A 15,800-nucleotide genomic window follows, 5' to 3' on the forward strand; every position below is an offset into this window, starting at 1 on the left:
AGCGAGCATCCTGAAGCGGAGATCAACCCCTTGTTCAGGTAGCAACAATGCTTAAGAAAACAGCCTTTTAAAAATACCTTATTATTATTTAGTCAAACTAATATCTCGAATTCTCCGCGTTTCCTTCTCCATATCATACAATGTTTGAACAGGATTTCAAATAATCAGAATTTATTTTTTCATTGATCATATTTTTAAACCATTGACTTGACATTGTTAAATGAACATGGGAATAATTAAATGATAATGATTTTCAATTAGTTTGCTGATTAACGAAAGATGCGAGGCTGCAAATCTGCATATTTATATTATTTGCCTGCATTTATAAAGGAGAAATGAACATGGAACTTAAAAAAATCATAAAAGATCGCCGGAGCATTAAAGTATTTAAAGATCAGCCTGTTTCAGCCGATTTAATCCAAGAACTGCTCCGGACTGCAGTATGGGTGCCTAATCATAAGATGACCCAGCCATGGAGGTTTATATTGGTACAGGGCGAAAGCAAAAAAAAGCTTGCAGAAGCAAGCAGAGCCTTCAATGCAGCTAAAGAACGAGATCCTGAGAAGAAAACCGAAGCGGGACAGCGGGCATACGATAAATTAAAAAATGTTCCCATGTTTTTAATTGTAGTGATGAAGGAAGATCCAAATATTAGTATGAGAGAAGAAGATTACGCAGCTACAAGCTGCCTCATTCATAACTTTAGCTTGCTTGCCTGGGAACAAGGCATTGGCATGATCTGGGAAACTTATGGAATGATCCACAGCCATGAATTCCGGAATGCAGCCGGTGTTGCTCCCGGAGAAAGAATTGTTGGATCCCTGCACATCGGATATCCCGAAAAAATCCCTTCCCCCCGTGAAAGAAAACCGCTTGAAGAGCTTCTGTCTATACTGTCCTGAACGTAAAGAGTCTTCTGAATGATGAGGCAAAAAAATAGAGAAGACAGCTGTAAGGCCAGCTGTCTTCAAGTTATATTCTGATTTTCCTTATGCCAATCACCAGAAAGACCGCAGCAAATAAAAGCAGGACCTCAACATTATGCATGTTATCCAAGATAGACGCATTCAGGGAAATTTCATTAAAGCCCCGCATCGCCCATGTCTGCGGCAGGAATTCTGCAATTTTCTGCATAAAGGGCGGTTCAATTTCAAGTGGCCAGTAAACTCCGCTGATCATGCAGGTTGAAATGACGAGAAGATTACCAAACGCTGATTGCTGTTCAGCCGTCCTTGCTGTTCCCGCTATAATCAATCCCAGGCCGACAATGGCCAAAAGCATTGCCGATACGTGAATGAAAAGCACAAGAGGATTGCCCCAATTCACATCAAACAGATAATGGGTGAGCACCATAAGTGTCCCGAACTGAATCCACCCTATGATAAAGAAGGAAAGCAAATATCCGCTGGCTATGGAAGCCCTTTTAGCAGGCGCAATGAGCAAGCGATGCCAGACACCATTATTACGGGCTTCTAAAATAGTTCCTGTCACACTCATCATGACAATCATGACAAACATGATGGACATCCCTGAAGCACTGGCAGATATTTTTGAAGGCTGATTGTCTTTTTGATGATCATAAACCGTAATTCTTTCTATTTTTTGTGAATGATTCTTAGTTTCGTTTGCCAGCTTTCCATACATTTCCCTTACGTTTCCGCCGCTGTACTTGCTCCAGGCATTTGATGCGGCAAGATTCATTTTCATTCTTGTTAAAGCGGCGGATAAGCTTCCGGTCACCGTTCCACTGGATGTGAATTCCGGAATTTTGCGGAAAGAGATGGCAGGGTCTTGTTCTGCCTTCAGCTTTCCTTCAAAACCCTTTGGTATTTTAATCATGCCCTCCGCTTTTTTGTTTTCCAGCATTTTCTTCGCTTGTGCTGAAGTTGACTTCTCCGGTGTGAAATATTGATTGTCTTTCCCCATCTCCCTGCTTAACTCCTTAGAAAGAAATGTTCCGTCCTGGTCCACCAGCAATATTTTCAGCTTCTGGCTTCCCCCGTCACCGCCAAGGATGTTTCCAAAAAGAAGCGTGAATAATAAAGGCATGGCAAACATCGTCAAATAGCTTCTTCGTTTTTTTAATATTAATCCGATTTCAGCACTGCATATATTCCAGGCTTTTCTCATGTCCAATCCCCCTATCCAATCTTTCTTCCAAGCTTCCAGGTTCCTGCAAGCAGCGATAATATCCCAATTCCTGCCAATATTCCAAATCCAGCATATAAGCCATTCCAGTCTGTTCCAGACATCACATCCAAGAAACCTGTAATCGCCCAATGATTAGGAGTAAATGCTGATATAGCCTGAAGAGCATCAGGAAAGGCATAAATCGGCAGCATGGAGCCTCCCAATATCGCCATAATCTGAAGTCCGACACTTCCGATTAAATCTGCTGTTTTTATGTCAGATATGAAGGCTGCTATAATCATGGATAAACCAGATACAGCGAACGAGTAAAATAATCCAATAGATATTACCTGCAGATTATTGCCTCCCCAATTCACATGTAAGAAAAGGGAAGTCACCAGGAAAAATAACGTAAACTGGATAAATGAAAATAGCCATGTGCCAAGAAATTTCCCTACCAGGACTGAAATCCCCCTAGTTGGCGATATCAGCAGCCTCGAAAGAGTTTCGGTCGTTTTTTCCTTCAATAAAGATTTGGCTCCGATTGTGATATTATAAAGAAGAAACATGGCACACATAGCAGCGGCATAATATTGCTTAGAATCGACCATTTTTTTGCCGATGGATCCCTCGGCTATTTGCGGCTCCTGTTCTCCGGCCTTCATTATTTCACTTCTTACATCTTTTGCAGCGCTCTTCAAATCGGGCTGATTGGAAGAAACCTGTTTCGCGGCCGCTAAGTCCCCCATAACAGCCTTAGACGCAAGAGACGTTGTTTTAACACGCTCGGTGAATGATGTAAGCAAGGACTCCGCTACTTGAGACCGGATTTTTTTATCAGGATCGCTGAATATTTTCACCTTTTTCAGTTCTCCTTCATTTAAACCTGAACTCCAATTGGCAGGAATTGCTATGCCTGCATCGATTTTTTTTGATTTCAGCAGGCTTTCCAGACTGCTCTCACTATCTGCTGATTGAATGTTTATAAAATCAAGTTTCTTCAGCACTTCATCTTTAAACGACTTTGAAAGCGGATCACCGTCAGCTGCGTAAAAGCCAATTGTTGTATCCTGGATTCCGTCATCTCCTGCCATGACGGACTTTAATGCTGTGCCAAGAATGGCAGTCAAAACAAGCGGCATAATCAGCATCATCAGAAACCCTCTGCGGTCCGTAATCCGTATCTTGAAGTCCTTCCACGCTATGGCAATAATTTTCATGATTAAAACCTCCCTTAATCGCGCAATGAGCGCCCCGTTAATTGAAGAAACAGGCTTTCTAAATTAGGATCTTTTCTTTCGAATGATAATACCTCTGCGCCTGACTCCATACAGCATGACAAAATCCCAGCAGCTGCCCGCTTGTGATCCTTCACAATAATATCCAATGAATAAGTATCGTGATCCGCAGTGACCTTTTCTGTATCAGGCAGGCTATTTATTTTTTCAATCAATTCATTCTGAAAAGTACTGACAGATACAGTAATGACCGTTCCTCCTGCAAGACGGCTGCATAAATCGTTTTTATCACCTATCGCAATCATCTTTCCTTGATCAACAATTCCGATTCTCTGGCATAAATACTCTACTTCCTCCATGTAATGGGATGTGTATATAATTGTCATTCCGGATTCATTCAGCATTTTCACTGTTTCCAAGATATGATTCCTTGATTGAGGGTCAATGCCTACAGTAGGTTCATCCATGATGAGCAGCTCCGGTTCATGCATCAGCGCAGCCCCGATATTGATTCTCCGCTTCATTCCCCCGGAAAATGTTTCAATTTTATCTTTAGCCCGATCGCTTAGACCCACATATTCCAATACTTCAGTTGCCCTTTTTTTTGCCATTCTTCCTGTTAATCCATACATTCTCCCCCAGAACAGCAGGTTTTCTTTTGCCGACATAGTGGGATATAGAGCAATTTCCTGGGGAACGATGCCAATTTTCTTTTTCACCTGCATAGGATTTTTTTTAACAGATGCAGTTCCTACCGTCACTTCACCTGAGTCATATGGAAGCAAGCCGCAAATCATGCTGATGGTGGTTGACTTGCCTGCACCATTTGGCCCTAACAGACCAAAAGCTTCTCCTTTTGCCACTGTAAAAGAAACACCTTTGACTACCTCTTTATGAGAAAATGACTTTTTTATATCCTGAACGACCAGCATCGGTTCATCCGCTCCTTTTGGTTTTCTTTAGTCTTCTTACTAACATCTTATTGCGAAAGTGACTTTTTACCATCTCTCCAGAGATAGATTTACAGTCATAAAAAAAAAGACCCGATTGCAGGTCTCCATGCTTTTCTATATGCCAAAAGTCATATGCACAATCCATGCTCAGGATTCAGGGAAAGTGGCTATGCCGTATCTTACTGCAAAGATTGCAGCCTGTGTGCGGTCTCTCAGTGAAAGCTTGCTGATAATATTTGATACATGGTTCTTCACTGTGCCCTCAGTGATAAATAGAATTCCGGCTATTTCTTTATTGCTGTGTCCATATCCCAGCTGCCGGAGAACATCATGCTCGCGTTCCGTTAAGTCATGCAAGCTTTCAGGAGCTTCGGCAGGCCTGCCGGAATCTTCAGTCCCTCTTGATTTCTTTAATTCCTGCACCATCTGCCCGGTCACATCCGGAGGAAGTACAATGCCCCCTGAATGCACAGTAATGATAGCCTGCACAATTGTATCTGTCGGCATATCCTTTAATAAATAGCCGCTGGCTCCTTCAGAAAGTGCCTCGAATATCAGTTCGCTGTCACTGAAGGTTGTCAGCATCAGTGTTTTAACAGAAGGAATATTCGAAGTAATCATTTTTGTTCCTTCCACACCATTTTTGACAGGCATTCTTATATCCATCAACACGATATCCGGCTTGAGCTCCAATGCTTTTTCGTAAGCTTCCTGCCCATTCCCCGCTGTCCCCGCTACTTGGAGCTCTGGCCTCAAATCCAAGAGAGTGGCCAATCCGTCCCTGATCAGAGGCTGATCATCCACAACCATTACTTTTATCATGCGCTTCCACCTATCATCCATTTTTTTTGCAAAAGCGGAAATGTCACTTCCGTCTGAAAGCCCCCGCCAGCCAGGCTTTCAAAAAGGATTGTGCCAGCATGCTCTTCAATTCGCTCCTTCATGTTTACAAGACCGAACCCCGGCATTATCTTAGCTGTACCAATTCCGTTGTCACAAATCATTAATTTCACTTCACTTTCTCTGCACTCAATAAGTACATGGCTTTTTGAAGCAGCACCGTGGCGTTTAGCATTCGTCAGTGACTCCTGTATGACCCTGATGATTGTCGGCCTCATTGAATCAGGGATTGTCGAAGGATCTCCTTTCAGCTCAAGCTCGCTTTTCACGCCTGCTGCTTGATGGAAATCTTCAAGTATGGTGCGGACTGCCATAATCAGGCTCTGTTCTCCTTTATCATCACTTCTTAATGTTTTGACAGAATAACGGACCTCCTCAAGCGATGTTCTGGCAAGCTGATCGCAAATCGCCAGAATATCTTCTGATTTTTTCACATCACGTGCAAGAAACTCCCGTGCGAGCTCCAACTGAACAAGCAGCGCTGTCATTTTATGTCCGACAGTATCATGGATTTCCCGTGCAACCCTATTCCTCTCCCTTGCAGTACTGAGCTCCTCCACCTGATCAGAATATTGTTTCAGCTGAAAGTGGGCTTCTGATAGAGCACGATGTGATTCATCCAGTTTTTTATACTGCTCATTCAGCGTGTCGCTTGCATCATACAATTTCCTGACAAGGTTACCGCCGATTGCTCCGAACGCAACAAATGAAACATTTAATAAATCGCCTAAAAAATCAAAAGATCCATAAACAATGAACCTCGCCAGAAATTCACCCAGCAGAAATAAAAGAAATAGGAAGCTGTAAATTTTTAAAATCCTGACGTCGGAAATAGACATGAACAGTGTCATTGCAATTATGCCCAGAAGAATGAGGTATGCAGAAGAATTCAGGTAAACAAACCCAAGGGCAAAGCATAACCCGCTGTCCAAATATATATTCGCCAGACGGATTTTCCTTCCGTTAATCCAGAACATAGAGAAATGGCTGATTAACAGTCCAGAGAGCACCAGCACAACAAACACCTTTGACCAGGGGTGGCCCGGGGGAGTATTATCATAATAAAACCAGCAAAACAAAATAAACATGACTACCCGAAGATGCAGCAGCAAAGTTATGGCCTCCAATCTTTTATCTTTATGATGACGAATTGCAAAAGAAAAATAAAGGAAAATTTTTCTTCATTTTCATATAAGAGGATAAAAAGCTTAATGTAAAAGATTTTCTGAAAATCACAATAAAATTAAGCTCTTTTCTTAAAAATTGATGTTTTTAATGAGTTCTGTGTGGCAATTTCATTGTTAGAAGGGTTGATTGGAGGGCAGGGTGCCGAGAATCCTGCGGGATTGACCCCGGAGGCGGCTGATAAAAACAAGCATCCTGAAGCCGAAATCAGCCGCCTCGTTTTATTTCAGCATGATTTACGACAACAGCCTTTAAAAAAGTGAGGAGGGGAAATGATGCTCATAGCTTCCCTGGCTATAATGGCTGCAGGTATTTTAATATTTATAGCAGGATATTCACTGCGCAAGAGGGGAAAAACATCGTTTATTGCAGGTAACAATAAAGTTTTCGTTCCTAATAATGAAAAGAAACTAGCTGGGCGCATAGGGACAGTTGTCATGCTGTTTGGTTCGATAACTATTTTGTTTCCCATAGTTTTTCAGATGATTGACGGGTTAGAAGGATATCATTTTGCTATAATCGCGGCGGTTCATTTAGTTGCTGTGTTTGTCATCATGGGTTTAGATCAAATGCACATATAGGTTTTAATCATGCCAATAATCCTGAGCAAAGGTATATTAGCATAATTAAAAACCTCCCTCAAAAAAATGCCCGATAAAGGGCGCCAACCGCCTTTTTTTCATCATTTTCATGCACCCCGAACATCATGCTCACTTCAGAAGAGCCCTGGTTTATCATCTCAATATTTACGGAAGCATCAGCTAAAGCTTGAGATGCCCTGGCAGCTGTACCAACATTCTGCCTCATTCCTTCCCCGACAATCATGACCAAAGCAAGATCACGTTCAATCATTACTTCATCTGCCCTTAGTTCGTTTTTGATTTCGCTGATAATCATATCTTCTTCGTTTCTGCCAATCTGTTCCTGCCTCAGAATAAGCGTCACATCATCAATGCCTGAGGGTATATGTTCATACGAAATTCCATGTTTCTCAAGTATTTGCAGGAGCTTCCTGCCAAATCCGATTTCCCTGTTCATTAGGTATTTACTGATATAAATCCTGCAAAAACCATTGTCGCTGGCAATGCCGATAACTGGGCCATTTTTATTATCACGCGAACTTACCACGAGTGTTCCCTCAGCCTCGGGATTATTCGTATTCCTGATATGGACAGGAATAGCTGCACGGAACGCCGGAACTAATGCTTCATCGTGGAATACTGAAAATCCGGCATATGACAGCTCCCTCATTTCCCTGTATGTCAGCTCCCTGATTTCCTTGGGATGAGTGATTATACTGGGATTCACAGCATAAACAGCATCAACATCTGTAAAATTTTCATATATATCAGCACCCATGCCATTCGCAAGGATAGCACCGGTAATATCCGATCCGCTTCTTGAAAACGTCATTACTTCTCCTTCTGTGTTATAGCCAAAAAATCCAGGGAAAATAATAATGCCCTCATGCTCGCGGAGCTTTAAAAGACGTTCGTAGGATTGCGGCAGAACCTGTGCGTTTCCTGGTTCATTGCTGACAATCAGTCCTGCGGTCCTTGGGTTCATATAGCTGGCATTATGCCCCTTTGACTGAAAATAGGCCGCAATAAGCCTGGCATGGTTATCCTCTCCGCTTGCTTTAATGCGATCCAGGTATTTGCCGGGATTGTTTCTATTTCCCTTTAAAAGGCCAAGTATGTTTTGGCTGATTTCTTCCCCAACGCTGCTGGAAAGCTGAAGCTCTTCCGCTATTTGTTGGTACCTTAAAATGACTGCGGCAGCAATATCATCATATTCCCTGTTGTTTAACGCACACTCCCCGCACTCTATTAATAAATCTGTGACTTTCACATCTTCTTCAAATCTCTTGCCCGGTGCCGATACCACTACTGCTTTTCTCTCAGGATCGGAAACTACAATGTGATAAACCTTCTTGATTTGTGCAGATGTAGAAAGAGATGAACCTCCAAACTTTACAACCTTCATTGAAACAACTCCTATTTTTGTAATAGTCTGTGAATTTTATTTTTCATTATCACTCTAACACAATAAAATTTCAAGGAAATTCTTTCTCATACACACAAACGTTTATACAGAGAGAACAGAATAATTAAAATAGCAGACTGTTTTTGTGAAATTTTTTGCTATGAAACAAGGTGGCTGACTTGACAAAGGGAGCGCGTCACATAACAAATTAAAAAAACAACAATCCGAAAAGAGCCAAATAGTATAACAAAGCCCGCAGTATGGCATGTGCGGGCTTTGTCTTATAAATTTGCAGCTGCCATCACTCTCTGGCGGACTAGAATCCTCCAGCATGGACTAGCAATTTGAAATCTGAATAGAACTTTATAATTTAAAAGAGGATATGGAGCTCTGAAGCTCTTCAGCCAAGCTGGACAAAGATACAGCTGCAGCATTTACTTCCTCCATGGAAGCAAGCTGTTCCTCTGATGCTGAAGCTACATCAACGGCACTTCCTGATGTATTGGAAGCAACATTCAGCATTTCATGCACATGGCCGTATATCTGTCCGACTTCCTGATTAATTCCCTGGGAAACCTCAGTAATTCCTTTAATTTGCATACCCATCTCAAGAATGGCAGCAAGGATATCGCTGAAAATCATTTCTGTCCGATTGGCGATATCCAGCCCGGATTGTACCTTTTCTTTTACAAATCCAACTGATTGTACCGTTTTAACTGTTTCCTTTTGAATATCCTGAGTGATGCCGGATATCTGTGAAACTGATTGGCTTGTCTGTTCAGCAAGTTTCCTTACTTCATCTGCCACTACAGCAAATCCTTTTCCTGCTTCACCCGCCCGCGCAGCCTCGATAGCTGCATTGAGCGCAAGAAGGTTCGTTTGATCTGCTATAGCCGTGATCAGATTTAATATCGTGCTTATTTCATCAGAACGGGTATGCAGCTCATTTAATGCAGTATCTGTCTGCTCTACAGATTCATGGATAGACTTCATTTGAGAAACTGTTTCATTAACAAACCCGGATCCCTGCTTTGTCTTATCATTGGCTGAAATGGTAAGCTGCAGGACAGCAGCAGCATTGTCTGATATCTGTTTTACCGCATTTGTTGTTTGTTCAACAGATTGTACTGACTCCACACTCATTTTCGTCTGCTGTTCCGCTCCCGCAGATACCTGCTGAATGGAAGATGTAATTTGTTCTGTTCCTTTCATTGTTTCATCAGCACTCGCCATCAGCTCTTCCGCCGATGCAGCCAGCTGGCCAGAACTATTGCCGACCCTTTCAATGACCCTTCTCAGGTTTTCTGTCATTTGGCTAAATGCTTTATTTAGTTGGGCTACTTCATCCTTCGTCCGAACTTTTATCGTCTGCACATTCAGATTTCCTTCCGCAATTTCTCTTGCATTTTGGGCAATTTTATTAATTGGCCCGGTGATCCTCCGGGTAAAGATAATGGATGAAACCACACTTCCTGCCAAAAGGATAACTAAGGCAATTAAAGAAAAGGTCACAATCCCCTGAATTTGATTTTTCAGGTTCTGCTGCATTTGCTCATACTGCTGATTAATCGAGTATTTCAGTTCATAAATATCATTCATCATTCCCTTGGTTCTTAATGACTGCCGCTTAATTTCAGCCTGATTTTTTGCTGAGAGAGATTTAAGCGAGGTTTCACTGATTTCCTCTAGCTTTAAGGATATCCTGCTGACAGAAACCTTCTCCTCCTTGTCATTAACTTTTCCCTTTAAGGTTTTAAACGCAGCCTTTGATGCCATGATATCCTTTGAAATATCATTTGCATTGCTGTCAGAAATATTAAGAGAATAAGCACTCAATGATTTTTCCATGCTTTTTGCAGAGCTATTCAGCTCTTCGACATTCATCAATAATGCTACCGTACTTTCAGTCGAGGACTTTAGGGCTTTAAGTCCCAAAATATTGTATCCTATGATAATGGCAGACAAAAACAAAGGAAAAAGTGACATTAATAAAATTTTTTGTTTAAGCTTCATTTGTGATTACTCCATTCAATTCTTAAGGTAGTATACTTATGGATCCGGCGGAAATATTGCTGCGTAAGCGATCCAATGTTTCCTCTTCCGCTGGTGAAAGCTTAATAACCGTAATTGGCGCAATTCCAACGCCGTTTTCTTTGATTCCTAATTTGCTGTTTTTTTGTTTGATTTTTCCGTGTTCCGCATATTCCTTCACCGCGTTATAGACTGCTACATCCACTCGCTTAAGCATCGATGACACGACTGATTTTTCTGCCACAAAATATTGATCGCTGTCTACTCCAAATGAATAAACACCGGCCTTCTGAGCCTCAAGAATTACGCCTACTCCTGTAAATCCTGCTGCCTGATACAGATAATCCGCTTTCTTTTTTATCAAATCTTCAGCTATCTTAGCCCCTGCCTGGTCATCGCCGAAGCTGCCCGCAAACCGGGAAATAACTTTTGCTTTTGGATTAACGGATCTTGCCCCTTCAATGAATCCTTTTTCAAATTTCCGGATCAGGGGAACATCCATCCCTCCTACAAAACCTAATGTATTGGTCTTCGTCTTCATGCCAGCAATGGCACCGATTAAATATGAACCTTCTTCTTCTTTAAAAGTTACGGAGGAGACATTAGGAAGCTTTGATTCAGAATCCACAATCAGAAAATCCGTATGAGGATATTTTTTTGCCACTTTGTCCATGGCTTCCTGCATGGAAAATCCAAGTCCTATGACTAGATCATTTCCTCCTTTCACCAATTGCTCCAGCCCTTTTTCGTAGGTTTTCGTTTCTCCGATTTCCCGGTAATCAAACTTCACTCCAAGATTGTCCCTCGCTTTTTCAAGACCTTCAAAGCCTGCATCCGAAAAGGATTGATCTCCAAGGCCTGCATCCGACAGCATGATGCCAATTTTAATTCTATGCTTAGAGGCACTTGCTGTTTTATCTTGATTAGAACAACCCGCTGCACTAACCAGCAAGACCAGTATGATTGACAACATCAGAACTTTTTTCATTACAAAATCCATCCCTGCTTATTATTTTGAAATTCATACTATATAACGGCCATTTCAGGATAAATGTTTATAGTTTTATTTATTATCACAATATACAATTAATTAAGGAGGGAATATGAGAATGGATAAATTGGAGCGCCCGAAAAGGTTTAAAGGTTTAGCTGGTGTTAAACGGCCCTGTTGATTTCCTCTCCAGGATGCTTCGCTTTCCGCGGGGCGTGCGCTGAGCCTCAACGCTAGCATCTGCGGGGTCTCACCTATCCCGCTGATCAGGCCACTGAAAAACTATATGCTTTGGAAAAAAGATGAGTTTTTAGGGGGTCAAAAATGATTCCTTACTCTCTTATCGTCGCTTAGAAGCGATTTTAGAGCTTCGTTTTTTGTACATCATTTTTCACTTTTAAAATTCCTGACTTTTTCAGCGGCCTGCCGCTGATCCCGCAGGAGTCTTGCACCTTGCGCTCCAATCAACCTCGTGCTTAAAAATGAATGTATCAAACTCAACGATGGCAAATTTCTTAATTATCAAAGGAAGTAAAATTATCCTTTTTTTGTTTTGAACAATGAATGAATTATTTAAGGGTCTGTCCTTACAATAGGGACGATGAGTTAAGATAGGGAAAAAGGAGAATTGAAAACATAAAAAAGCTGTACTTTTTCTAAATATAGAATAAGCACAGCTTTTTTCTTTAGGTCGATCACGCGGTCCAAGTTTTTCCCCTAAATACATCCTCGGTCATTATTTAATTAGCGGTTGTCGACTTTTTCCGGATACAAGTCGTGGTTCATTAACCTGTAATTCGCCATTTCTTCAAATTTAGTTCCGGGCTTTCCGTAGTTCGTATATGGATCAATGGAAATACCGCCTCTTGGCGTAAATTTGCCCCATACTTCAATATACCTTGGATCCATTAATTCAATAAGATCATTCATGATAATATTCATGCAATCTTCATGAAAGTCGCCGTGATTACGGAAACTGAACAGATAAAGCTTCAAGGATTTGCTTTCGACCATTTTTTCTCCAGGTATATAGCTGATATAGATAGTGGCAAAATCTGGCTGTCCCGTTATCGGGCAAAGGCTGGTAAATTCCGGGCAATTAAATTTCACAAAATAGTCCCGGTTTGGATGCTTATTATCAAAGCTTTCCAGAATCTCCGGTGAATAATCAAATAAATATTTTGTTCCCTGGTTCCCAAGCAGTGTAATATCCGTTAGTTCTTCTGTCTTTCTGCCAGACATGTTAATTCCTCCTAATATCCCGTTTCACTAGAGAGCGTACTCTAACCGGAAGCATATAAAAAAGCTTTGTTAAACTTGTGCTGATTTCCGGCTCCAGACTAAAAGAGCCCGGGGGATTCTCCAAACGTCTGCCAGGTCTTAATGTTACTCTCCCAGCATTCAAGCCCAAATCTGCTTCAATCAACAAAATGCAGAAATCACCAATTGCTTAAACAAAGCCTAAAAAAAGAAAAACCATATCGCTTAAGTGATATGGTTGATTGGTATAGGATCAAGCCATAGTTTTTTATAGAGGGTTGCCGCTATGAACCTCTCCCGCTTCACGGAATATGTATTTTTTCTTTGTTACTATATGTAAAAAAGCAGGGTTTGTCAATCTCATTTTCCCAACTCCCTTATTGAGGTCTCTGGTAAAGCTCCATTGATATTTTTTCAACCAGCTCGATTTATGAAACCTTTTACTAAATCAGTTTTTATTTCCTTCTCTAAGGGTATCTGTATTTTAAAAATAATATTTGGGTTAAAGAGAGATAATAAGGAGTGCTTAATTCGTTGACAAGCAAATTATTTTCAAGTATTCTGATTAAGTTTTTAAATAATACCGATAAAAATAGTGGGGGTTAAGATATGAAGAAAGCAGCATGGTCTTTTCTTGCATTGATTCTTGTCGTGGCTTTATCAGCCTGCGGCACAAGCAAGGATAAAAACAACTCAGCATCAAACAGTCTCTATGATCAAGTAAAGAAAAAAGGCGAAGTAACAATTGGTACAGAAGGAACTTATGCACCCTTTACTTTTCATGACAAATCCGGTAAATTAACTGGATTTGACGTTGAAATTGCTCAGGAAGTTTTCAAACGCCTGAATATCAAGCCGAAGTTTATTGAAACAAAATGGGACGGCATGATTGCCGGACTTGATTCAAAACGCTATGACATGGTAGCCAATGAAGTCGCTGTGCGTGATGACCGTTTAAAGAAATATGACATGTCAAATCCATACATTGTGTCTAAAGCTGTCCTGATCGTTAATAAGAACAACAAAGACATTAAAACACTTGATGATTTAAAAGGTAAGAAAGTTGCACAGTCTTTAGACAGCAACTACCGCAAAATTGCTGAACAGCACGGAGCAACAAACACAGTAGTAGATGGCTTCAATCAGTCCATTGACCTTATTACTTCCAAAAGGGTTGATGCAACACTTAATGACAGCCTTTCATACCTTGATTTAATCCATCAGCGCCCTGAATTGCCGATCAAGAAGGTATATGAAGAAAAAAATGCAACAAGCAATGCTTTCCTTTTCCGTAAAGACAGCGGCAAGCTTGTAACTGAGATCAATAAAGCCTTGGCAGATATGAAAAAAGACGGTACGTACTTAAAAATCTCTAAAAAATGGTTTGGAACGGACGTATCGAAGTAAAGGAATTGAATAGATATGTTTGCTGATGAACGAGTCACCCGAATATTAGGAATCCTGAGCGATTCCTTTTTTCCTATCCTAAAAGCGGGAATTTATTATACGATACCGCTTACGCTGATTACCTTTATTCTCGGACTCCTGCTGGCATTTTTTGCAGCAGTTGCCCGCATATCAGGGATAAAGCCCCTCGTGGGACTGATTAAGTTTTATGTATGGATTTTCAGGGGAACACCCCTGCTTGTCCAGCTATTCATCATTTTCTATGGTTTGCCCAGTGTGAATATAACCTTAGACCCGCTTCCGGCCGCAATTATTGTATTTACTTTAAATAAGGGCGCATATAGCTCTGAAATTATACGAGCTGCCATCCTCTCCATTCCAAAAGGCCAATGGGAGGCTGCCTATTCTATCGGAATGACAAGGGGACAGGCTATGAGAAGAATTATTCTTCCTCAAGCTGTCCGGGTTTCCATCCCTCCTCTTGGGAATTCATTTATCAGCCTTGTGAAGGATACATCACTTGCTGCAACAATCACAGTTACAGAATTATTTCAAAAAGGGCAGCAAATTGCCGCTGTAACCTATGAGCCTTTATGGCTTTATATTGAAGTAGCTTTTATCTACCTTATATTCAGCACCGTGCTTTCTTATTTGCAGACTAAACTCGAAATCCGCTTTGAGCGAAGTGTGGCTAAATAATGGAGGAACAGCAAATGATTATCTTAGATGGCCTAAAAAAAAGATTTAATGATCTGGAAGTTTTAAAAGGCATTGACCTTTCAATTGAAAAAGGCAAAACAGCCGTTATCATCGGCCCCTCCGGTTCAGGAAAGACAACGCTTCTCCGCTGTTTAAACCTTCTTGAGATACCAGACGAAGGATCGATTGTGCTGGGAAACAAAAATATGTCTTTTAATGACGGATCAAAAACCAATAAAAAAGAAGTTGTCGCTTTCCGGCAGCAAACGGGAATGGTATTCCAGAACTACAATCTCTTCCCGCACCTTACTGCAGTCGAGAATATTATGGAGGGCCAAGTAATTGTCCTGAAGCGTTCCAAACAGGAGGCCCGTAAAAAGGCGATGGATCTTCTGGATAAGGTTGGCCTCGCTGATCGTGCGGATATGTATCCGCATCAGCTTTCCGGCGGCCAGCAGCAGAGGATTTCCATAGCACGCGCCATGGCTATGGACCCAGAGGTGCTATTGTTTGATGAACCTACCTCCGCCCTGGATCCAGAACTTGTCGGTGAAGTTCTTAAGGTTATGAAAAACCTTGCTGAAGAAGGCATGACTATGGTTGTCGTGACACACGAAATGCAATTTGCAAACGATGTCGCTGATACGGTAGTCTTCATGGATCAAGGGGTAATAGCGGAAAAAGGTACTCCTGAAGAAGTACTTGTCAACACCCGCAATAAACGCACCCTTCAATTCCTGAATAAAGTAAATGCACGGTAAACGGTAAAAAACACGAAACATTTTTAGTTTCGTGTTTTTTACTGTTTTCTGTCAGATGGTCTCCTCATTAATGAGGTTGTTTGGAGCATAAAGACTCCTGATTAGATTAGCGGAAAGCGAGCATCCTGGAACGGAAATCAACCCACTTGATCCAAAGTATGCCTCGACAAAAAAAGGCTGCTTCATGTTTTTATTTAAGGCATTTTAAAAATAATATGATGTTCTGTGAAGCGATCCCATTGTTAAACCGGGTTGATTG

At 41.3% G+C, this 15,800-nt stretch carries 15 protein-coding genes; 6 read left to right on the forward strand and 9 right to left on the reverse strand.

Features of this window, described 5'->3' with window-relative positions; all coding sequences use genetic code 11:
- Positions 1-341: 341 nt before the first annotated feature.
- Positions 342-902, forward strand: coding sequence for a nitroreductase family protein (locus BIV59_RS21540; RefSeq protein ID WP_071353512.1), 561 nt, complete (start codon positions 342-344; stop codon positions 900-902).
- A 70-nt stretch (positions 903-972) separates the two neighbouring features.
- Here BIV59_RS21540 and BIV59_RS21545 read toward each other — a convergent pair whose 3' ends face one another.
- The 5 genes from BIV59_RS21545 to BIV59_RS21565 form a co-directional block, all read right to left on the reverse strand.
- On the reverse strand, positions 973-2,130 hold the full coding sequence (locus BIV59_RS21545; protein ID WP_071353513.1) for an ABC transporter permease: 1,158 nt from the start codon (positions 2,128-2,130) through the stop codon (positions 973-975).
- A gap of 11 nt (positions 2,131-2,141) precedes the next feature.
- Positions 2,142-3,350: an ABC transporter permease gene (locus tag BIV59_RS21550; RefSeq protein WP_071353514.1), complete on the reverse strand. Its 1,209-nt coding sequence runs from the start codon at positions 3,348-3,350 to the stop codon at positions 2,142-2,144.
- A 14-nt stretch (positions 3,351-3,364) separates the two neighbouring features.
- Positions 3,365-4,300, reverse strand: coding sequence for an ABC transporter ATP-binding protein (locus BIV59_RS21555; RefSeq protein ID WP_071353515.1), 936 nt, complete (start codon positions 4,298-4,300; stop codon positions 3,365-3,367).
- Between the two features lie 168 nt (positions 4,301-4,468).
- Positions 4,469-5,143, reverse strand: coding sequence for a response regulator (locus BIV59_RS21560; RefSeq protein WP_071353516.1), 675 nt, complete (start codon positions 5,141-5,143; stop codon positions 4,469-4,471).
- Positions 5,140-6,333: a sensor histidine kinase gene (locus BIV59_RS21565; protein WP_071353517.1), complete on the reverse strand. Its 1,194-nt coding sequence runs from the start codon at positions 6,331-6,333 to the stop codon at positions 5,140-5,142. Before BIV59_RS21565 ends, BIV59_RS21560 begins: the two co-directional genes overlap by 4 nt.
- Before the next feature lie 174 nt (positions 6,334-6,507).
- Here BIV59_RS21565 and BIV59_RS23860 point away from each other — a divergent pair, with 174 nt between their 5' ends.
- The gene (locus BIV59_RS23860) at positions 6,508-6,669 is read left to right on the forward strand and encodes a hypothetical protein (protein WP_170846221.1); all 162 of its coding nucleotides are present in this window, start codon (positions 6,508-6,510) and stop codon (positions 6,667-6,669) included.
- Positions 6,670-6,678: 9 nt separating this feature from the next.
- Positions 6,679-6,987 carry a hypothetical protein gene (locus BIV59_RS21570; RefSeq protein ID WP_139194437.1) on the forward strand — a complete coding sequence of 103 codons (309 nt, stop codon included), beginning with the start codon at positions 6,679-6,681 and terminating at the stop codon, positions 6,985-6,987.
- Between the two features lie 58 nt (positions 6,988-7,045).
- On the opposite strand, the gene BIV59_RS21575 is transcribed toward BIV59_RS21570, so the two are convergent.
- The 4 genes from BIV59_RS21575 to queF all read right to left on the reverse strand — a co-directional run bounded on the left by BIV59_RS21575 (position 7,046) and on the right by queF (position 12,656).
- Positions 7,046-8,392: an aspartate kinase gene (locus tag BIV59_RS21575; protein WP_071353519.1), complete on the reverse strand. Its 1,347-nt coding sequence runs from the start codon at positions 8,390-8,392 to the stop codon at positions 7,046-7,048.
- 363 nt (positions 8,393-8,755) lie between these two features.
- Entirely contained in the window at positions 8,756-10,405 is a 1,650-nt protein-coding gene (locus tag BIV59_RS21580) for a methyl-accepting chemotaxis protein (RefSeq protein WP_071353520.1), read from the reverse strand.
- 22 nt (positions 10,406-10,427) lie between these two features.
- Entirely contained in the window at positions 10,428-11,411 is a 984-nt protein-coding gene (locus BIV59_RS21585) for a BMP family lipoprotein (RefSeq protein WP_071353525.1), read from the reverse strand.
- A gap of 747 nt (positions 11,412-12,158) precedes the next feature.
- Complete coding sequence (gene queF, locus BIV59_RS21590; protein ID WP_071353521.1) at positions 12,159-12,656, reverse strand: preQ(1) synthase; 498 nt, start codon at positions 12,654-12,656, stop codon at positions 12,159-12,161.
- 627 nt (positions 12,657-13,283) lie between these two features.
- Between queF and BIV59_RS21595 the strand changes: the two genes are divergently transcribed.
- The 3 genes from BIV59_RS21595 to BIV59_RS21605 are packed head-to-tail and all read left to right on the forward strand — an operon-like array spanning position 13,284 to position 15,541.
- Positions 13,284-14,081: an amino acid ABC transporter substrate-binding protein gene (locus BIV59_RS21595; RefSeq protein ID WP_071353522.1), complete on the forward strand. Its 798-nt coding sequence runs from the start codon at positions 13,284-13,286 to the stop codon at positions 14,079-14,081.
- Positions 14,082-14,096: 15 nt separating this feature from the next.
- Positions 14,097-14,780, forward strand: coding sequence for an amino acid ABC transporter permease (locus tag BIV59_RS21600; protein WP_071353523.1), 684 nt, complete (start codon positions 14,097-14,099; stop codon positions 14,778-14,780).
- Between the two features lie 14 nt (positions 14,781-14,794).
- Positions 14,795-15,541: an amino acid ABC transporter ATP-binding protein gene (locus tag BIV59_RS21605; protein ID WP_071353524.1), complete on the forward strand. Its 747-nt coding sequence runs from the start codon at positions 14,795-14,797 to the stop codon at positions 15,539-15,541.
- The last annotated feature ends 259 nt before the right edge of the window (positions 15,542-15,800 follow it).

The organism is Bacillus sp. MUM 13 (genome assembly GCF_001866725.1).
Classification (GTDB): Bacteria; Bacillota; Bacilli; order Bacillales; family DSM-1321; genus Peribacillus.